Source organism: Anaerocolumna sp. (assembly GCF_032079385.1).
Taxonomy (GTDB): domain Bacteria; phylum Bacillota; class Clostridia; order Lachnospirales; family Lachnospiraceae; genus Anaerocolumna.
Genome location: NZ_DAMAUC010000021.1, coordinates 48,905 through 68,629, shown reverse-complemented (window position 1 = coordinate 68,629; position 19,725 = coordinate 48,905). Strand labels below are relative to the sequence as shown.

Annotated in this window: 17 protein-coding genes; 14 read left to right on the top strand and 3 right to left on the bottom strand. The window is 39.3% G+C overall.

Going from position 1 to position 19,725, the window contains the following annotated elements:
• The first annotated feature begins 134 nt into the window (after positions 1 to 134).
• The 4 genes from RT261_RS15710 to RT261_RS15695 all read left to right on the top strand — a co-directional run bounded on the left by RT261_RS15710 (position 135) and on the right by RT261_RS15695 (position 6,002).
• Complete coding sequence (locus tag RT261_RS15710; RefSeq protein ID WP_313133878.1) at positions 135 to 2,984, top strand: family 16 glycosylhydrolase; 2,850 nt, start codon at positions 135 to 137, stop codon at positions 2,982 to 2,984.
• A gap of 124 nt (positions 2,985 to 3,108) precedes the next feature.
• Complete coding sequence (locus RT261_RS15705; protein WP_313133877.1) at positions 3,109 to 3,318, top strand: hypothetical protein; 210 nt, start codon at positions 3,109 to 3,111, stop codon at positions 3,316 to 3,318.
• Between the two features lie 260 nt (positions 3,319 to 3,578).
• Positions 3,579 to 4,766: a GGDEF domain-containing protein gene (locus RT261_RS15700; protein WP_313133876.1), complete on the top strand. Its 1,188-nt coding sequence runs from the start codon at positions 3,579 to 3,581 to the stop codon at positions 4,764 to 4,766.
• A gap of 135 nt (positions 4,767 to 4,901) precedes the next feature.
• Positions 4,902 to 6,002 carry a DUF2974 domain-containing protein gene (locus RT261_RS15695; RefSeq protein ID WP_313133874.1) on the top strand — a complete coding sequence of 367 codons (1,101 nt, stop codon included), beginning with the start codon at positions 4,902 to 4,904 and terminating at the stop codon, positions 6,000 to 6,002.
• Between the two features lie 73 nt (positions 6,003 to 6,075).
• Here the strand turns inward: RT261_RS15695 and RT261_RS15690 are convergent, their stop codons facing one another.
• Entirely contained in the window at positions 6,076 to 7,047 is a 972-nt protein-coding gene (locus RT261_RS15690; protein ID WP_313133873.1) for a helix-turn-helix transcriptional regulator, read from the bottom strand.
• A 568-nt stretch (positions 7,048 to 7,615) separates the two neighbouring features.
• On the opposite strand from RT261_RS15690, the gene RT261_RS15685 reads away from it, so the two are divergent.
• The 10 genes from RT261_RS15685 to RT261_RS15640 all read left to right on the top strand — a co-directional run bounded on the left by RT261_RS15685 (position 7,616) and on the right by RT261_RS15640 (position 18,138).
• Entirely contained in the window at positions 7,616 to 7,747 is a 132-nt protein-coding gene (locus tag RT261_RS15685) for a hypothetical protein (RefSeq protein ID WP_313133871.1), read from the top strand.
• On the top strand, positions 7,734 to 8,738 hold the full coding sequence (locus RT261_RS15680; protein ID WP_313133870.1) for an ABC transporter substrate-binding protein: 1,005 nt from the start codon (positions 7,734 to 7,736) through the stop codon (positions 8,736 to 8,738). Before RT261_RS15685 ends, RT261_RS15680 begins: the two co-directional genes overlap by 14 nt.
• Positions 8,739 to 8,755: 17 nt before the next feature.
• Complete coding sequence (locus tag RT261_RS15675; RefSeq protein ID WP_313133868.1) at positions 8,756 to 9,784, top strand: FecCD family ABC transporter permease; 1,029 nt, start codon at positions 8,756 to 8,758, stop codon at positions 9,782 to 9,784.
• Positions 9,781 to 10,797: a FecCD family ABC transporter permease gene (locus RT261_RS15670; RefSeq protein WP_313133866.1), complete on the top strand. Its 1,017-nt coding sequence runs from the start codon at positions 9,781 to 9,783 to the stop codon at positions 10,795 to 10,797. Before RT261_RS15675 ends, RT261_RS15670 begins: the two co-directional genes overlap by 4 nt.
• Before the next feature lie 10 nt (positions 10,798 to 10,807).
• Positions 10,808 to 11,629, top strand: coding sequence for an ABC transporter ATP-binding protein (locus RT261_RS15665; protein ID WP_313133865.1), 822 nt, complete (start codon positions 10,808 to 10,810; stop codon positions 11,627 to 11,629).
• A complete protein-coding gene (locus tag RT261_RS15660) occupies positions 11,626 to 13,353 on the top strand; it encodes an ABC transporter ATP-binding protein (protein ID WP_313133863.1) in 1,728 nt (575 codons plus the stop codon). Before RT261_RS15665 ends, RT261_RS15660 begins: the two co-directional genes overlap by 4 nt.
• A gap of 339 nt (positions 13,354 to 13,692) precedes the next feature.
• The gene (locus RT261_RS15655; RefSeq protein ID WP_313133862.1) at positions 13,693 to 14,613 is read left to right on the top strand and encodes a VanZ family protein; all 921 of its coding nucleotides are present in this window, start codon (positions 13,693 to 13,695) and stop codon (positions 14,611 to 14,613) included.
• A gap of 75 nt (positions 14,614 to 14,688) precedes the next feature.
• Complete coding sequence (locus tag RT261_RS15650) at positions 14,689 to 15,297, top strand: uracil-DNA glycosylase family protein (RefSeq protein ID WP_313133861.1); 609 nt, start codon at positions 14,689 to 14,691, stop codon at positions 15,295 to 15,297.
• A gap of 450 nt (positions 15,298 to 15,747) precedes the next feature.
• Entirely contained in the window at positions 15,748 to 17,151 is a 1,404-nt protein-coding gene (locus RT261_RS15645; protein ID WP_313133859.1) for a chitobiase/beta-hexosaminidase C-terminal domain-containing protein, read from the top strand.
• Between the two features lie 354 nt (positions 17,152 to 17,505).
• The gene (locus RT261_RS15640) at positions 17,506 to 18,138 is read left to right on the top strand and encodes a VanZ family protein (RefSeq protein ID WP_313133858.1); all 633 of its coding nucleotides are present in this window, start codon (positions 17,506 to 17,508) and stop codon (positions 18,136 to 18,138) included.
• 111 nt (positions 18,139 to 18,249) lie between these two features.
• Here RT261_RS15640 and RT261_RS15635 read toward each other — a convergent pair whose 3' ends face one another.
• Both RT261_RS15635 and RT261_RS15630 read right to left on the bottom strand, forming a co-directional pair.
• A complete protein-coding gene (locus tag RT261_RS15635; protein WP_313133856.1) occupies positions 18,250 to 18,672 on the bottom strand; it encodes a pyridoxamine 5'-phosphate oxidase family protein in 423 nt (140 codons plus the stop codon).
• Positions 18,673 to 18,746: 74 nt separating this feature from the next.
• A complete protein-coding gene (locus RT261_RS15630) occupies positions 18,747 to 19,136 on the bottom strand; it encodes a winged helix-turn-helix transcriptional regulator (protein WP_313133854.1) in 390 nt (129 codons plus the stop codon).
• Positions 19,137 to 19,725 lie beyond the last annotated feature (589 nt).

Sequence of the window (19,725 nt, the reverse complement as noted above, 5' to 3'; positions counted from 1 at the left end):
ATTATGATAAAAGTAATTCAAGAAAAGGATGAAAAAATGTAGAGAAAATTATTTTATTGAAAGAGAAAAGTAATAATATCAATGGGGTCATGCATTTAACAAATCCTAAAAATATTAGATAAGGAGAGCGGAGAATGAAAAGTATGAAAGAAAAGACTTACAAAGCTATACTAGCAATAATATTAGCAGCCATTATGTTAGTAACTTCTGGATTAACACCTGTCATAGCCAAAGCATCTAACCTTGTAGTAAACGGAGATTTTGAAGGACCCTTCGATAATAAGGATGGGGGTGCTTCTGCCTTCATCACCGGTTGGGATAGAGATCTTGATGGGGATAGTGATGGTATAGGGCAAACAAAAGTGAATGTATCAACCGGAATAGACGGTTCTAATTCAATTAGAATCGGTAAAGGCGAAGGGGGTAGGGGACAAATTATAAATAACATACTTGAAGGTGTCGAGTTTACTCTATCTGGTTGGGGGAAAGTAAGCAAAAATGGAGAGATTGGTTATCTAGGTGTGGATTGTCTTAATAGCGAAGGAAAGAAGCTTCCCGGAGGTAAATTCGGAGTTGAATTTACCACTACAAAGTACATAGAAAAGACTCGAACCTTTAAGACTGTATCGGGAACAACAGCAGTGCAAGTGTATGTTTACAAGAATCCTTCTGCTAAGGGGAAAGAAACTTATGCATATTTTGATAATATAAGCCTTGTACAAAACGGTGTGGCTGCACCTGAAGAAATATTTCTAAAAAACGGTAGTTTTGAACAAGACAAGGATCATTGGGAGGACTGGGGAAATACATTTGTAGTAACAGATACAGTGGCTAAAGGGTCCAAAGCAATTAAACTTCTTGATGATGGGGGGATGGGCCAGATTATTGAAGAAATAGACTCAGGCAAGACTTTTGAAATAATTGGGTTTGGAAAGGTGGATGTAGCAGGAGAAGCCGCCATACTTGGTGTGGACTGCTTTGATGGTACGAATCCAAAACCTTTTAAAAAATTTGGTATTGAATTTACGACTACAGAGTATGAACAGAAGTCACTAAAATTTACAATACCGGAAGGAACAGTAATGGTGCAAGTTTTTATTTATAAAAATCCCGGAGAGGGTGCTGCATACCTCGACGATATTGAACTTAAAAGAGGCGGTGGTGAGATATCAGGTCCAGGTGTTATTACGGCTGTAAAACCGGCGGACTACGGTGTGTTTTATGATGATTTTACCAATGGATTAGACCCTGCAAAATGGCTGATCGGAAAAGCTCAATGGGGTGGGGCAGATGTAAACGGTGGTGTTATACCTGAAAATGTCACTGTTAATAATGGAATTGTAGAAATTACCGGACGTGGCGACTTATATGAGGGAGAGATTAGGGGAATTACCAGGGAACCCTCCGGCACTCTATCACAAAGAAGTAATGGAAAGAGAACAGGCGGTGTAATTACTACTAAGGACTTCTATGGCTCAGGCAGATATGAAGTCAGAGCTAAGGTGCTTCCCCAACTTGGAGCGTGTTCGGCATTCTGGACCTATTTCAATGACGGTGAGAAAAATCATGAAATAGATATTGAAATGCCTGGAGAACAAAAGGGTGACAAAGCAGTTAATAAAGTTATGACTACAACCTGGGTAGTTGAAGATTACAATAAAACTTCTGTAGTGGATACACCGGCCCTCTTCGGAACAGAACATGGAATAACGGATGGAGAATGGCATACTTACCGTTTTGACTGGCATACCGATCCGGCGGACTTAAGGGTAGATTTTTATATTGATGATGTGAAGGTATATACAAGCAGGGACAATATTCCTTATGCAGCCGGAAGATTTTGGCTGGGAGTTTGGTTCCCTGACAATTGGGCAGGAGTTCCTAATTTTGATACTGATAAGATGTTGATTGATTGGGTTAGAATAACACCTTTTAATGAAGCAGGGGATCAGTGGTTAAAAAATTACGATAGTACATGGGCTGATTTAACTGAATATCCTCCTATGAGTGGAATTGCTGATGTAGAACCTATTAATAAACATAATTTTGTTTATATGCACATAGCTGAAATGAATGAAAAAAGAGCATTTACTGATAAATCAATAAGGGATTTTGTGCAGCAGTTGGAAGACTTCGCTATAGAATACCAGTTTTGTGATGTGGGATTTTTTGATGCGAATGGAAAGATGCCGCAAACAGAAGCTGATATTGCATTGACGCACCAATGGATTGAAGGCTCAAAAAAGTTCAAACCAAATCAGAAGATTATAGCTACTATTAATGGTTCACTATGGGATCATGTTATAAAGTCAGAAGAAGTCAGACAGAGTATAGCGGATGAGTGTGCCAGATTGATTACTGAATTCAAGTTCGACGGAATACAGGTTGATATGGAACCTTTTAGAAAGGAATACAATAAAGATCTGATCGACTTACTTCAAAAAATCCGCAGGGCAATTGGAGAGGATAAGCATTTATCCATAGCTACAACGGCCTTGGAAATGTATATACCACAGGAAGCGATTATTGAAATAGCGAATATTGTAGATATGATAAATCCTATGCTATATGATTCTAATGGTCCGGGTGCAGGAGAGGTGGATACAGATGAAGAATTTATAGAGTTCTGGAGATATAATGTTTTACGATATAGCAAAGCCATTGAAGCAAGCAATAATAAAGACTGTCAGCTTAGTCCTACTATGCCGGTATATGATACAAAAGGCTACGAATCATCCCCAGGATGGCCGGATCCGGATAGTGGAATAATAGTATATCATCTTCCGGGAATAGAGAATATAAAAAATGCTGTAATAGGTTTAAGGCAGGCGGTATCCGAAGGTGCAAAGGTATATGGTTCAGGGATCTTCTGGTGGGGCTGCTTTACCAGTGTTCAATATGATGAACGGGACGGACAGGATTACGCAAAGGATAGGAAATGGTGGATGGAGGAGTGGGTTAATTATAATATAGGGAATGAGTAAGAAAGTATTTAGAATTTAATATATAAAGAACAGAGGAATAGGATTCCTATCTGACACCGGTAATACCGGTGCAGGCCTCTGAAATCATCAGTCGAATATTTCCTTCATTATTGATACAGCCACAATGAAACAACTATATGTTGGTGCATCATTTCCCTATAATCATGTCAGTCATTCTTTTGCTCAATTTGTAAAAATGGATGGAAATAATTTGATTTATGTTGACTATGGTGACGCATATCCGAGAACTGTTGTAATGCAGACACATTTTAATTTTTCGGTAAACGGTTGGAGTGATGATTATAGGAGCAAACCTGCAACTTATTTGGACTAGACATTAGAATTTCGTTGTTTGTCTTTTAGACAACAGGGGCAGCTGCCAGGCAATTATAAGGATGCCTGACAGCTGCCTTATTGTATCAATATGGATAACCCCCGACGAATGACTTTGATTTATCCTTCCGTATGTGTAAGCATGTACCATTACATTGCGGCTGCTGCTAAACTGTAGTATAATTAGGGCATTATTACATATGTTTCGGAACATTTTTATAAATTCAGCATGGAATTTAAAATGAAGGCAGGGAGCAATCAATGAGTTTAAATCTTAACATAGAAACCCTTATATTCACAATTGTTTTAGGACATCTTTTTTCCGGAATTTTAGGTATTGCCTATATGATCCGACACAAAAAGGATACTTATCTATATAGCTTTTTCTTTGCAAGGCTCTTTGAGACCCTTGGGTGGACTCTGCTTTGGTTACGAGGTACTATTGATACCTCCGTTTCCATATCCGTTGGTAATTCATTTCTAATTATTGCTCAAGCACTGCAAATTATTGCTTTTCTGAATATAAAAGATCGCTGTAACAAATTTATAAAAAGGGTTTATTTTTCTGCGGCTGCCTTTTTTATTGTTATATTCCACCTGGCTTTATTGCTGCATAATGTTGATGGGGTGCGGGTTTCAATCATGTCTATCGGTATGGCTGTATTTTGGTACTTTCCCATCTACGTACTAATAACGGATAAGGATTCTTCTGTTTTACAGAAGACAGTTGCTCTTGTTTATATGGTTGAAATCGTGTTACTTATATTAAGAGCATGTTTAGGAATAAGATTAGGGAAATCAATGTATTTGATGTCCAACAACATATACAATGTTTTATTTTTTATTTGTTTGTATCTGATTATGTTAATGGGAAACATTGGGTTTATCCTTATGTCAAAGGAAAAGTCAGATTCTGAATTAATTAAGGTGGCAACACATGATGAACTGACTGAAATATTCAACCGCAGAGCTTTTTTAATGCGTGCAAAAGAAAATATTTCTTTATTCTCAAGAAGAAAAGAACCTATCTCATTCTTCCTTATTGATTTGGATAATTTTAAAAAGATAAATGATGACTATGGCCATTTTGTGGGAGATATGATACTTAAGGATTTTGCCTTGATTATAAAGATGCAATTACGAGATTATGACCTGTTTGGCAGATTTGGAGGTGAAGAGTTTACTGTATTGCTTCCGGGAGCAAATGAAAAAACAGCTTTGGAAGTTGCAGAGAGATTAAGAAGGGTTACTGAGAATACTTCCGTCAGCATTGATATGAATCTTAGTATAAAATACACCATAAGCATAGGAATCGTCACAGTTATTCCAGATGAAAGCACTTCTATAGACACACTGTATAAATTAAGTGACGATGCTTTGTATAAAGCAAAAGGGAAAGGCCGGAATCGGATAGAAATTGCGAAAATCACGGAGATGGATATGCCTTAATTGGGATAAATACCTTGTCCGGTATGCACCAAACAGCAGATTAATGGTCAAAATAAGGGAAATACTTAAAAAACAGGAGTTGTGAAGCAGCATATAAAATAGAGAAATATCATTTAATCCTAAGGAGGAAATAGTGTGAAAAATATTATAGATTATGCTGAAGAGGAACAAGCATCTTTTTCAAACAAACCTTTTCATATTATTGACAGTTTGGTGTTATCTCAGCTTGCCTACCTTAATTTCGATGGTTTTGTTTTTGATTTAGCTTCCAGCGAAGAAGCTGTTTTACTGGGGAATATAAAGGAAATGGAAAATTGGGAGGCCTTGTATCGGAACACAAGGGATAGTCCCAGGAATCGAAAATTACTCCTGGCCCTTATTAACAGCCCAAGATTTTGCAATATGAAAATAAATTACTATGTCAATAAATTGGACTATGCCAAGGAAAAGCAGTTTTCAGCCGTAACTTTTTATTTAAGTGATGGCACAGCTTATATAGCATTCCGTGGAACGGATGCTACCCTTATAGGCTGGAAGGAGGATTTCAACATGGCTTTTTCCAGTATTGTTCCTTCTCAAGAGGAAAGTGTTCTCTACCTTAATAGCATAGGAAGGCGGATATCTGGTAGTTTAAAAGTTGGGGGCCATTCCAAAGGCGGCAATCTTGCTGTTTATGCAGCTATGAAGTGTGAAGCAGATATTAGGGACAGGATTATCGATGTTTTTAGCCATGACGGACCGGGGTTTCGGGAAGAAATATTTGATAGTGCTGAGTACCGGAATATAAAGGAGCGTATCCACCAATCCTTACCTCAATCTGCACTGATTGGCATGCTGTTGGAGCATCATGAGAAATATGAGGTAGTGAGAAGCAGCAGGATAGGCATCATGCAGCATGACCCATTTTCATGGATGATAAAAGATGGTGATTTCCAGTATCGGGAAGATATAAATAATGTTGCTGCATATACAAACAGAACAATTCAAATATGGCTGAATTCTCTGGATGATGAAGGACGTGAATTATTTGTCGATACCCTGTACAGCGTAATCAAGGCAACCGGAGCAAAAAGTTTTTCCGATTTAACAGAAGATTGGTGGGAAAAATCCCATGCAGCACTGGATGCCATTTGGGAAATCGACGAAGAAACCAGACATTTTGTTCTACAGACGATTCGGTCTCTAATCGTTATAGCGTTTAAAAGCCTCCCGGGAGGCAAAATATTAACTAATTAAGGCAGGACTTTCCTTATCTGTAAGTGATAAGACTAAAGTCTATAAAGTATTAAACATTTAAAAGGAACTGCTCTCATAGATCGAATGACTTACGGAATTCACTGGGAGTAATTCCATGAATATGCTTGAATACAGCGGTGAACTTAGCCGGATTTTCATAACCGCACAGTGCGGCAATATTTTTAATGTTTAGCTCATCATCAGCAAGCATTTGCATGGCACGTTTCATTACAGCTTCCCGCATGTAATTAAAGAGTGTTAGACCGTATAGACTCTTGAAGGAGATTCTTAATTTGCTTTCACTCATTTCTGCTAATCGACACATTTCCTCTATGGCGGGAGGATTTAGGGGATCCATTTTAATTCGTTCACTGACACGGTAAAGCTTCATTTCATCGTTCCAGGTGACATACTGGCGGCGGCTGCGAAGATGTTTTTCCCGTTCCGCATTATGTGCGACCATGCAAAGAAGTTCAATGGCTTTACACAGATAGGCAGGTGCAGGCATTCTGTTGCCCCGTATTCCCCAACGAATCTGCTCCAGAATCAGCATGATATTAGGATGGTCTACATGCTGCGGTTTCCATAGTTTAGCATCCTCTATCCGAATAGGATAGGAAATATTATTAGCAGTTAGAAAAGTTTCAATAAAATGATCAAATATCAGCACACTTGTAAAACAGGCATGGGAATCGGCGGGAATTGTAATACGCAGCGGGGTGCCTGGATTAATAAGTATACGGTTAAAGGGAGTCAGCTTATAAGCTGACTTTCCTTTTTGAACAATAGTAATATCACCACAGTCAATACAGAAAATCCATAAGCAGGGGCGGTTAATGTGCATAGTGTAATTCAGTGTCTTTTCAGGTTTAAACCAAGCACTGGCGGCAAATAGACCTGGTGCAGGATGTACTTCGCTGATCCAGCCATTCTTCCAGTCAGGGGGAAGTGTATAATGAGAATAATGATTGTAGTGCTGAACATGAAATCCAAAGCTTTCAGCCCATGCTCCCCATCCCAATTCATATTCTTGTGTATATGCCATATAGATTACCTCCTTATCTCTGCTCAAATCTCTATTATTATATCAGGGACAATAAACTTGTCCCTAACCTTTATATTGCAATTGGAATTCACAAATACGGTCGCAATTCTCACGATGTATTCGCTTCACCATTAAGAAAATATATTCACAATCTTGATATTCCACTTAAAAGCTGCAAATAAGCTCTCATGCAAGTAATGTGTTTCCGCTTTGCTCATTATGTTTTTATTATAACATATTTCCCATTTAATCTATAGAAATTATTATAATCCAATATGTGATAAGGATAATCCAATCTCGAGTCTGCATTAGTACAAAATATCATTGCTATTGCCTGATAAATCAGTGCTTTTGCACTGATTGCATCATATATTAGGTTCCAAAGCCTTAGCATACTCCTATTGACAGTGAAAAGACCTTATGCTAAGATTTCTTTGCAGTTAGTCAAGGCTAACTAAATACCGCAGCGCGCACACGGGATTTAATTTAACTTCATCAGGGAAGCGGACTTGCCTGTTTCAGCAGGTGTCAAGCTCCTGCTGAAAGGCCACGTAGTGGCAATGAGGTTATGAACAAGCAGCGTAAGCGAATTGTGAATATCCGCTTTGATTATATAGTATGGAGAAAAAGGCTGTCCTGGGGAAGCCTTGTAAGCGCAGTCAGTATGCGCAGGAATGGAGGAAAAAATGAAAATATTTAGCAAGAACATAGCTATGGCTGTTTTATGTACTATTCTGCTTTTTACAGCTGCCGGCTGTAGTAATAAGAATAATTCAGGGGACAAATCTTCCGGCGATACCCCTCAGATTACGGATGTACCGGAAGATACTTTACAGGAACCTGCCGGAACTCGTATTGTCAATACTGTGATGGGAGATATTGAGGTACCGGCAGATCCTCAAAGAGTGGTTGTAAATTGGTATCTTGGAGATGTATTTGCTTTGGAACTTAATGTAGCAGGTTATTTTGGCTGGGAACAGGAGGCGATGCCTTTTTATGATAAACTTACCTCCACGGCCAAGATTGAGAATTGGGAACCAGAGGATGTTATGAAGGTCGACCCTGATCTCATCATTACCTATAGTGAAGATGATTTCAGTAAATTTAATAAAATTGCTCCGGTGCTGGTAATACCGGAAGGTGATATTACTATACTTGAGAGAGTTAAGATAATTGGAGAGGCCACTGGGCATACTGCACAGGCAGAAGCAGTGGTTCAGAATTTTGAAACAAAGCTGGCAGAGGCCAAAGAAAAATTGCAAAATGATGCATATAAGGATAAAACTTTCAGTATTAACGAGGATTGGGGTTCCGGTTCCTATGGAGTTTATTATGAAACGGGTTCTCGTGGAGGAAACCTTATCTATGACTACCTGGGATTAAAAAAGCCTGATAAACTGGAAAAGCTCATTAAAGAAACCGGAGAAGGACGTGGCGGTTTAAGTTATGAGGTGGCTGCGGAGTATTTTGGAGATTATATGATCTGGTTCCGCCCTTATGATTCTGTGGAGGATGTACCTTCAGAATACGAAACCACACAGATTTGGGAAACCATTCCTGCTGTACAGGAGGGTAAGGTGGTTACTGTACCGGGAAAAATGAGCGGAATGTTTTATTATTCCGATATTTTATGTTTGACAGCTCAGCTTGACTACATATTAGATGGACTTATCGGATTAACACAGAATTAATGAAAGGAAAATAATTAATGGGAAGCAAACTCTCTAAACAACAGCGAAGCAGTACAACGCGCTTTACTTTCTATCTGGTGGTGGGGAGCTGTTTGCTAGTGCTTGTATCGGCAGCGTCTATTTCTTTTGGCGCTGCTGACATGAGACTTATGACAGCATGGGAAGCGGTTTTTAACTTCAATCCTTCATTGACAGAACATCAGATTATACAAACCCTGCGCTTCCCCCGCACAGTGGCAGACATTATTGTAGGCTGCAGCCTTGCCATCTGTGGGGCAATCATGCAGGGGACCACACGTAATCCCCTGGCAGATTCAGGTCTTATGGGTATCAGTTCAGGAGCAACCTTTGCCATAGCTTTGTGTATGGCATATCTGCCCAGCCGGACTTACGGTCAGATGATGCTGTTTGCCTGTTTGGGAGCGGCTATCACAACGGGCATGACTTATTTTATTGCATCCTTAGGAAAACGTGGAATGACACCACAGAGACTGGTTCTGTCCGGTATATCAATTTCAATGCTGTTTGGTGCTTTCAGTCAATATATAGCTATTCGGTATAATCTGGGTCAGGCACTGGCATATTGGACGGCTGGTGGAACAGCAGGAGTTAAGTGGAGTGAGCTCGCTGTGGTTGCTCCTTTCTTTGTAGCAGGAGTTCTGGCTGCGGTAGCACTGTCTCCGTCTATAACCTTAATGAGCTTGGGAGAAGAAGTGGCGACAGGGTTGGGACTAAAAACCGGAATGGTGAAGGGTGTTTCCACTCTGATTGTATTGCTGCTTACCGGGTTATCGGTCATAGTTATCGGACCGGTGGGTTTCATTGGCCTTATTACCCCACATATTGTCCGGTATCTGGTGGGAGTGGATTATCGATATATCATTCCTGCCTCTGGACTTTATGGAGCATTGCTTACTGTAGCGGCGGATTTGATAGGACGGCTAATCAACAAGCCCTTTGAAACACCCATCAGTGTAATATTTGCGGTAGTGGGTGTGCCATACTTCCTCTATCTGGCAAGGAAGCAAAGGAGGGAGTTTGAATGATGAAGAAACAGCGTTTTACTGTAAGACGTGGTATAACAGTGCTTGTTTTAATGCTCTTTGTGGTAATTGTTATAGCGGTTATCAGCATTAATACAGGAAAAATGAATCTCTCACCTATGGAGGTATTGAGAGTGGTTATAGGGAAGGGGACGGAGAAACAAAACCTGATTGTGTTTGAATTTCGTTTGCCCCGTATTATCCTTGCTGTACTGGTGGGAATTGGAATGGGGGCCTCTGGCTGCATCATGCAGAGCCTTTTACGTAATGACATGGCAAGTCCCGGTACCCTTGGTATTAGTTCTGGTTCAGGATTGTTTGTACTGTTGTATGTTGTAGTTTTTGCAGCTAAAGGCAGCTCCTCCGCCATTGCTCTGCCATTACTGGCATTTCTGGGAGGAATGACTGCAGCAGGGCTGATTTTCCTGTTATCCTACCGTCGCGGGAAGGATATTTCACCTACCGGACTGATTCTGACCGGTGTTGCCCTGGGCAGTGGGTATGGTGCGGTAACCACACTTTTGACACTGAAACTTGACGAATATCAGATGGACTTTATGCAGCGCTGGTTTGCAGGAAGTCTGTGGGGAGACAGCTGGAATTACCTTGCTATTCTTATTCCATGGACACTGCTTATCTGTGGTTATGTATTTTATAAATCAAGGATACTGAATGCGTTAAATCTTGGCAATCAGACAGCAACGGGGCTTGGTGTTGCGGTAAAGCCGGAATTTCTGGGGCTCTCCATCGCAGCAGTTGCTTTGTCCGCAGGAAGCGTATCCCTTGGCGGTAATTTTTTCTTTGTGGGTATGATATCACCCCATATGGCAAAAAGGCTGGTAGGGCCTGATCATAAGCTTTTGCTGCCGGCCTCCTGTCTTGCAGGAGCAATTATTGTACTGCTGGCAGACACAATAACCCGAACTATCAGTTTTGGGACGGATATTCCTACCGGAATAATAATCACTGTTCTTAGCACACCGTATTTTCTGTATTTGTTGGCTAAGTCGAATTAGGAGGTTCCCTATGAATAGTATAACAACCAAAAATCTGGACATTGCCTATGAAGAGGCATTGATTGTCAAAGAATTAAATATGAAGATTCCCCACGGAAAAATCACCTCGGTCATTGGTCCCAACGGATGCGGAAAATCTACCGTACTTAAAGCGGTGGGACGGATCTTAAAGCCAAAGAATGGTGCAGTATTCTTAAGCGGTGAGGATATCCGTACCATGTCTACGAAAGGAATTGCTAAGAAAATGGCAATTCTTCCACAGACACCTACGGCTCCCAGCGGCCTTACAGTAAGTGAACTTATCGCATATGGACGATTTCCTCATCAGCGGGGGTTTGGAAAGATGACACCGGAGGATAAGAGAATTGTTGAGTGGGCTCTTACCGTCACCAAACTCACAGAATTTAAGTACCGGGAGGTTGATACTTTGTCCGGTGGCCAGCGTCAAAGGGTATGGATTGCGATGGCACTTGCCCAGCAAACCGATCTAATCCTGCTGGATGAGCCAACAACTTATCTGGATCTTGCCCATCAGCTTGAGGTGTTGGAACTTCTGCAGGATTTAAACAGGGAGCAGGGGTGTACCATTGCTATGGTACTTCACGATCTGAATCTGGCAGCCCGCTTCTCGGATTATATGATAGCAATCCGGGATGGACAGATCATTAAATGCGGGACTCCTGAGCAGGTAATGACACCTGCCGTACTTCAAAGAACATTTTCTATTGATGCAGAAATTGTCAGGGATCCCCGTGGAGGTCATCCGGTATGTATCACCTACGACATAATTCAGACCGGGGCAGTAAAAGACAGAGAGGTGATTGCCATATGAAGACAATACTGCGGGTTTTAAAAGGTGCGAGACGGTATCACATGCTTCTCATTCTGGGTTTTTTGGCAATCGTTGTGTCTACTCTTGCAGGCTTGTATACACCCTGGGCTCTCAGAGAATTGACCGATCTTGTAATATCAGGTAAGGATAATGTTGCCGGAGAAGCATTACATATCGGACTCCTGTTGCTGGGAGCAACAGCCCTGCAGGCATTGGGGAGTTCAGCCTCCGGTTATCTGAATCATTACGGTGCATTGCATTATGTGGCAGACTTAAGGACCTTGCTCTATGGAAAGATGCAGCATATGAGTCTTCGGTATTTTAACAAAAGCCGGACCGGTGATTTAACGGGACGAGTGGTGAATGATGCTATGGAAGCAGAAGTACTGATAGCCCATGTACTGCCGGATTTTGTGGTAAATATTCTGACCTTTGCCGGTGTGGGTATCCTTCTCTTTACTATTAATGTAAAGCTGGCATTGGTTAGTATTATTATGATTCCTTTTCTGGTCGCCATTACATTATGGCAGAGCAAAAAAATTGCACCTGTCTGGAAAGAGAATTCCAAGGTACGGGGTGAGCTATCCGGAACGGTGCAGGATAATCTGTCAGGCATCAAGGAAATTCAAATATTTAACCGGCAGGATTATGAAAGGGAACGGATTGCCCGACTGTCACTGAGACATACAAAAGCATATCTGCGTGCCAGCTTCTTTTTTGAAACAACCTATCCGCTTCTGGCCTTTATTACAGCACTGGGAACGGTAGTGGTTATTATTTATGGAGGAAAGCTGGTTGCAGTAGGAGAGGTAACGATTGCGGACATCGTTGGTTTTGTGATGTATCTGGGAATGTTTTATACTCCGGTGAAGACCTTTTCACGACTTGTGGAAATGGCTGGTGAAGCTTCCGCCGGATGCAGGCGTGTATTTGAGGTTCTGGATGAGACATCCGATGTAACAGAGAAACGAAATGCCATAACTCTTCCCCGAGTACGCGGAGAGATAGAGTTTCGAAATCTGTCCTTTGCGTATAATGAAGAGAATCAGGTATTGAAAGATATTAATTTGAAGATTCTTCCCGGGCAGACGGTGGCACTGGTAGGAACTACGGGAGTTGGAAAGACAACCTTTGCCAGTCTTCTTAACCGTTTCTATGATCCCCAGGAGGGAGCTGTGCTTATTGATGGAATCGATATCCGGGAAGTGACCCTGGCAAGCCTTCGTAATAATATTTCTATGGTATTACAGGATACCTTTCTTTTTAACGGAACGGTGTATGATAATCTGGTATATGGCTGGCAGGATGCGGACAGGGCAGCTGTGATAGGGGCGGCAAAGGCGGCAAAGGCCCACGAATTCATAGAAGAGTTGGAAGATGGTTACGATACGGTTATCGGCGAACGTGGAGTGCGTCTTTCCGGTGGACAGAAGCAGAGGCTATCTATTGCCCGGGCCATATTAAGGAACTCCCCAATACTGATTCTGGATGAAGCTACCTCTGCTCTTGATACTAAAACGGAGAAAGACATTCAGGAAGCCCTGGACGAGATATCCAGGGAACGTACCACACTTGTAATTGCTCATCGGCTTTCTACAATTCGTTCTGCAGACTTGATTGTGGTACTGGACGGCAACACAATTACGGAAATGGGTACCCATGAGGAACTGATCAGGCTTGGCAGAGTTTATGCAAGACTTCATGGGAAACAGGAAGCTTCTTAGTACAGACTATTTAGAGTGACTTATATTAGAAAGGCAGACAGCTGTGGTTGTCTGCCTTTTTCTGGATGTGTGGCTGTGCTAGACCACATTAACTAATGGGGTTTCCTAAGTGTATAAAATAAGAAATTACTGCATTACAGCTGGATATCATTCCTATTTCATTTAATGGTCGTTATGGGTAGAAAACCCTGTCTTAAAATGAAAATCAGAAATGTTATATATTATTATATTTTTTATTTGTTTACTATATGGTAAAATAGGATGATTTCTTAAACTCAAACACTTTAAGAATTTTAAGAAATAATAAAAACATGACGAAAAACGAGGGAAAAATTGAAAATGACAAAAACGAAAATGCGAAAGTTTATTCTCGCAGGGACTCTTTTATATACGGTGTTAGTTTTATATTTCTTGTTCTTTGCCTTTAACAGAGCAAATAATGCAACCAGTATCTATGGATACAAATTTATGCTGATTCCGGAAATGGTCCCCCTGAGATTTCCACAGCTTACTTTTTCATGGTTATATGACTTTGGGAACATAGCGGCGTTCATACCTTTCGGTATACTGATACCGATACTGTTTCGTATGGATTTTAAAAAATTCATAGCCTGTTTTATCCTGGTAATTCTCTTTTTGGAAACAGTGCAATCATTAACTTTTCTGGGTACCTTTGATATCGATGATATTATATCGAATGCATTAGGTGCAAGTATAGGATATGCTGGATATAAAATAGGCTTCTCTTCAAAAATTACTGCTAAAAAGCTAATTGCTTCTATGTTATCCATGTTTTTACTAATCATTGGTATTATAGTTTCCTCTGAAGCAATTCATTTTGTATTACAGAAAAGAGAAGGAGCAATTCAAACATTGACTGCCTTTGAAGAAGCAAATGATAGTATAGTGCCAGTTAATAATATTCCGGGTTTTACTGTATCAGGTAATAAGGTGGAGCCCGAATTGAACTTGTATAGTAGTGAAGATGGAAGAAGCAAAGAATATACCTATCAATTAGGAAATAGAAAAAATGCAACGTTTTATGCCTATTATGGCATACCTGACAAAGTCGATTTTAAAGGTGAGGTCTCTATCATAATAGACGGAAACTTGATATTTCAATCCAGCGAGGAATACGAGGATAATATAGCACCTGTACAGATGCAGATGGACCAAATAAATGAGGTTAAAATCATAGTAAGGGGAAATGCTAAAGTATGGGATGCCGGAATTACAGAGAATAAACACTGGTGGGAATGAATAAACACTGAGAATGAAAAATGTGTGATTTCTTAAGCTTAAAGCGGAGTACGGCTATTTAGGAGGCAAGATAAAATGGAAAATATGAAACAAGAAAATAGGAAAGATGAGCTTGTATATTTACAAAATCAGATATTACAGTGCCGGTTATGTCAGGATTCATTGGGATTTGAACCACGTCCTATTGTGCTGGGTAATCACAATGCAAAAATCATGCAAATTAGCCAGGCTCCGTCTAAAAGTGTACATGAAACAGGGAAGCCCTTTAATGATGCCAGTGGAAGAAAACTTCGCAGGGAATGGTATCAAATATCCGATGAGGATTTTTACAATCCGGCTAATTTTTATATTGTGTCAATGGCACATTGCTATCCCGGAAAAGCTCCCGGTGGAGGAGACCGCCGTCCACCTAAGATTTGTTCAAAACAATGGCTTCTAAAGGAAATGGAACTTATAGACAATGAAATTTACATTATAATTGGTGGGATAGCAGCAGAATTTTTCTTTCCGGGAGAGAAAATTACATCTTTAGCTTTTGAAGATAAACAAATAAATGGAAAACCTGCTTATATTCTACCTCATCCGTCACCATTAAATATGAAATGGTTTAAAGATTATCCACAGTTTACGGAAGAAAGGATTAAAAAAGTACAAAAGGAAGTTCATAAAGTATTAGGCCTTTGAGAGGTTTACTGCTCTTGCAGAGAAATGAGCAAAGACACACAATAAATACCAAGTTAGTACAATATTTTTTAGCAATCCGAACAATATGATTATAGTGAAATCCTTTCTGGGAACCAACTCTTTTATCTTACGTGCTGAACTTAATCTAGAATTTTTACATTTTATTTGACTAACATCAATTAAGAATCCTAAAAGTTTTAGAACAGGAGGTGAACCTAAATAAGGCTATAACTATATTTGCAGTGCAGATTGTCCATATAAAACCAGAAATTCAAGGCATTGGATTTAATCTTGATGTTATGTTGCACACGGATTAATTAAGGGTATGTTACCTTAATCAACCTTAATCAACCTAAATCAAGTATTTAAGGAGTTTAAGTGTATGAAGAAAGTATTGAAAAGAGTTTTACATGTTACTTAAATCTATGTCATTATATGGAGGTATTTATTGTGAAAGGTAAAAAAATACGGGCGTTTCTTTTAGTGTGTGTGATGATAGCGGTAACTATTGGAAGGGCTCCAGTTACTTCAAATGCAGCCAGTGGACTGCCCACTCATCTTCTGACCGGTTATTGGCATAACTTTAATAATGGTGCAAAATGTCTGCGTATTAGTGATGTTCCTGCTGCCTATGACATTATTGCGGTTGCATTTGCTGATGCTACAAGTACTCCGGGTACTGTGGATTTTACTTTAGATTCAGGGCTGTCATCAGCACTGGGTGGCTATACGGAATCTCAGTTTATATCTGATATAGCTGCAGCAAAAGGGCGTGGGCAGAAGGTTATTATTTCTGTTGGCGGTCAAAACGGTACTGTCAGAGTTGAGGATTCAAATTCTGCTACCAATTTTGCCAACAGCGTCTATTCACTGATGACAAAGTATGGTTTTGATGGAGTTGATATTGACTTAGAGAATGGAGTAAACTCAACCTATATGGCATCTGCTTTACGCTTACTATCGTCAAAAGCGGGATCCGGTCTGATCATTACCATGGCTCCGGAAACCATTCATATGCAGTCACCTAGCAGTTCTTATTTCCAATTGGCTTTGAATATTAAAGATATACTTACCATTGTTAATATGCAGTACTATAATTCCGGTACAATGCTTGGATATGATGGAAAGGTATACGCACAGGGAACGGAGGATTTTCTTACTGCACTTGCAACTATTCAGCTTGAGAATGGACTGCGTCCGGATCAGGTAGGTCTTGGTCTGCCTGCATCACCATCCGGAGCCGGTGGTGGATATGTATCGCCATCCGTTGTAAATGCAGCTCTAGATTGCCTGTATGATGGCTCCAATGCAGGAACATTTATGCCTCCTCATACTTATCCCACTATTCGTGGTGCTATGACTTGGTCAATTAACTGGGATGCTTCCAATGGCTATAATTTTGCCAATACTGTAAAACCACATCTTAACTCGCTAGGCGGCGGCGGTCAACAGCAGACGGCAGCAGCACCAACCTTTAGCCCGGCAGGTGGAACATATAATTCAGCCCAGAGTGTATCTATTTCCTGTGCTACCAATGGTGCAACCATCAGGTATACAACGGACGGAAGCACACCGAACGCCAGCTCACCTGTTTACTCAGGAGCAATCAATGTATCCTCAACCACTACTATTAAAGCATATGCTACGGCACCCGGAATGAATGCTTCGGCTGTTACCAGTGCTGCTTATGTTATTGATAATGGTGGCAATTACCAAACATGGGCTCCGAATACTGCATATAAAGCAGGAGATATGGTTTCCTACGGTGGTAAAAATTATAGATGTATTCAGTCACATACTTCACTGCCAGGCTGGGAGCCTTCCAATGTTCCTTCTCTTTGGCAAGTACAATAATGTGAATTTGGAGTTTGGTTAATGATGTAAATAATGTAAGAAGACCGCTTGTTTTCATATCATTGAAAGCAAGCGGTCTTCTTATGACTTGTTATAAGATAGGAATTCAAATAATTAAAACCAAGAGTCTGCTGCAATTGAGGAATTTGGTAATTAATTTTTGACTTATTGAAACACATGTTGATTGGCTTATTAAAACATATGTAGCTTAGTTGATTTGGCACCTAATCTGTGTTATACTGCATTCTAAATATAAAATTTTGGAGAAATCCACCATGTCTATTTCATCTTCAATTTCTCCGGCTTCCACAGCTATTGAATACTAAAATAGAAAGTAATAACCAGGAGTATTGTATGTATAAATATTATTATATATTCGATTTAATTTGTTTGGCACTATTATATTTCAGCTGCCTTTTACCAAGGTGGAAAAGTAATAAAAGATATTTATTCTTAAAATCAACCTTATATATTTATATTTGTTTTGTTCTATATTTTACTTTGATGCCATTTATCATACCAATTCCACTTATTAATTTTAATATGTCATCAGCAAATATAAATTTAGTTCCTTTTAATGACTTTCTCCAAGGACATGGTGGGGCAATGAGAGAATTTGTTTTGAATATTGTTATGATGATTCCTTTTGGTATAATGGTTCCCTTTATATTTGAGAAGAAATTTCTTACAAGTGTTAAATATGCCTTGTGCTTTAGTTTAACTATCGAACTTTTGCAGATATTTTCATACGGCGGGTCCAGAAGTTTTGATACTACAGATTTGATTTCCAATACTATTGGGGGCATTGCTGGCTATTGCTTATATCTGATATTTTGTCCATTAGCCACTTCCGTAATAAATAAAATATTTAAAGACAGCGAAAAGAGAAATAAGAAACCGGCAAGGGCAGTGAAAAGAGAAAAAATTGTATTTGGTATTATAATAATACAATTACTTGTGAGGTCAGTGTTGGTAAAGTATATATAATTTTTAACAGGTATGTTATTTCTACGACATAAAACTATGACCACCAGCTGGTGGTCATAAGTATAATATGCAATAATTAAGCTATTCAATAATAGTTATTCAATAACTAAGTTATTCTATAATAAAAGTTTCAGAACTAAAATTTGCATAATATCTGCCGGACTGTGCAGTGAATTTTAATACACAATAATCAGGGTCAGTAACACCCTTGTGGTAGTACATTGTGTCGCCCTCCTGCCAGATCATTTCTTTGCTTTTACTGTCTTCCAGTACTTCCATGGTACCTTTTAACATAATTCCACGAAAAAAACGTTTGTCACAAAAATAAATGCATGCCTTAGAATTTTTGCGGTATTGAGCTACACGCATAGAAGATGTGTTGGTGGTGAAATAAAAAGTCTTAATACCTTCACGTTTTCTTGGAGGCAGCATAGCTTTGGTATTGGGAAAGCCATCTTCATCTACCGAACTTACAAAAGATACGCTTTGCTTATCAATCAAGTTTCCAATGGTTTGTTCCGGGTTCCTTAACATGTTACATTCCTCCTAAATGGTAATGGTTTGTTTCTATATATTCCAATTGTAATATATTAAAGTCTTGGAGTAAATTACCCACTATTTTGTGGGTATTGGTTAATCAGGAAACCGCTGGCTTTTAGCACATCCTCCATACCGTTTTCTCTCATAAGTTCAATACCTACACTTTGCATAATTGTAACTGCTTCTAATAATTTTCTGCCCCGGTCGGTTAAGAAATATTCTACTTTTAAAGGGTATCCATCAAAAGTGGTTTTGGAAATCATTTTATAGTCAAGAAGCTCTTTAAGCTGTTCCAGCAGCATTTTCTGGCTGATACCTTTAATATCCCGTTCAAGTTGGGATAAAGACTTTTTCTCTTTCCCCAATTGCCATTGCCATAAAATAATTGGTTTCCATTTGCCCTTAGTAATATCGTGGGTTAACTCCAAAGGACAGGTATATTCTTCTCTTATTTTCATTCTTACCCCCATTATATATATGAAAATGATTCATATTCACACTTTCAGCTGCTAATATAAATAGTTCATATCTACATAAAACCACACCAATATTTGTTAAGAATTATTATAACATGGAACCTTGTTAAAGTGAATCATTTGTTTACAAACTATCACAATAGTAACTTTTCTATACCCTAACCAATTAAGGTTTATATAATATATCAGGGAATGTGTGGAAATAATGCTGGAATTTACATGATGAAAAAGTGGGTGATGCGTACCGTATTTTTCAGAGAGAAAGTTGCTGGAATCGACCAAATAATGCAGAATTTAGCGCAGTTGGCGTGGTTAGCTGCCGTTTTGTACTGATTTTTTGAGAGTTCGTTTTGCAGGATCAATACGTCAGAATTAACTGGTAAAAATTTGATAAAATATTATCCCTTTGCCTCAAAAGGACAGCAGTAATATTGAAATATCAAAATGAGAGCGTTAAAATTAATTAGAGAGCAAGGTGAAAAAATTTATATTTTAAAAGAAACTTAAAATAAATTTAAAGGAGGACTATTTATGACTTATTCAGATGTGATAATAAGAAGATCAACAGAAT

Coding starts and splice junctions, on each gene's coding strand:
- RT261_RS15710 (WP_313133878.1), top strand. CDS start 135: ATGAAAAGTATGAAAGAAAAGACTTACAAAGCTATACTAGCAATAATA.
- RT261_RS15705 (WP_313133877.1), top strand. CDS start 3,109: ATGAAACAACTATATGTTGGTGCATCATTTCCCTATAATCATGTCAGT.
- RT261_RS15700 (WP_313133876.1), top strand. CDS start 3,579: ATGAGTTTAAATCTTAACATAGAAACCCTTATATTCACAATTGTTTTA.
- RT261_RS15690 (WP_313133873.1), bottom strand. CDS start 7,047: ATGGCATATACACAAGAATATGAATTGGGATGGGGAGCATGGGCTGAA.
- RT261_RS15685 (WP_313133871.1), top strand. CDS start 7,616: ATGAACAAGCAGCGTAAGCGAATTGTGAATATCCGCTTTGATTATATA.
- RT261_RS15680 (WP_313133870.1), top strand. CDS start 7,734: ATGAAAATATTTAGCAAGAACATAGCTATGGCTGTTTTATGTACTATT.
- RT261_RS15675 (WP_313133868.1), top strand. CDS start 8,756: ATGGGAAGCAAACTCTCTAAACAACAGCGAAGCAGTACAACGCGCTTT.
- RT261_RS15670 (WP_313133866.1), top strand. CDS start 9,781: ATGATGAAGAAACAGCGTTTTACTGTAAGACGTGGTATAACAGTGCTT.
- RT261_RS15665 (WP_313133865.1), top strand. CDS start 10,808: ATGAATAGTATAACAACCAAAAATCTGGACATTGCCTATGAAGAGGCA.
- RT261_RS15660 (WP_313133863.1), top strand. CDS start 11,626: ATGAAGACAATACTGCGGGTTTTAAAAGGTGCGAGACGGTATCACATG.
- RT261_RS15655 (WP_313133862.1), top strand. CDS start 13,693: ATGACAAAAACGAAAATGCGAAAGTTTATTCTCGCAGGGACTCTTTTA.
- RT261_RS15650 (WP_313133861.1), top strand. CDS start 14,689: ATGGAAAATATGAAACAAGAAAATAGGAAAGATGAGCTTGTATATTTA.
- RT261_RS15640 (WP_313133858.1), top strand. CDS start 17,506: ATGTATAAATATTATTATATATTCGATTTAATTTGTTTGGCACTATTA.
- RT261_RS15635 (WP_313133856.1), bottom strand. CDS start 18,672: ATGTTAAGGAACCCGGAACAAACCATTGGAAACTTGATTGATAAGCAA.
- RT261_RS15630 (WP_313133854.1), bottom strand. CDS start 19,136: ATGAAAATAAGAGAAGAATATACCTGTCCTTTGGAGTTAACCCACGAT.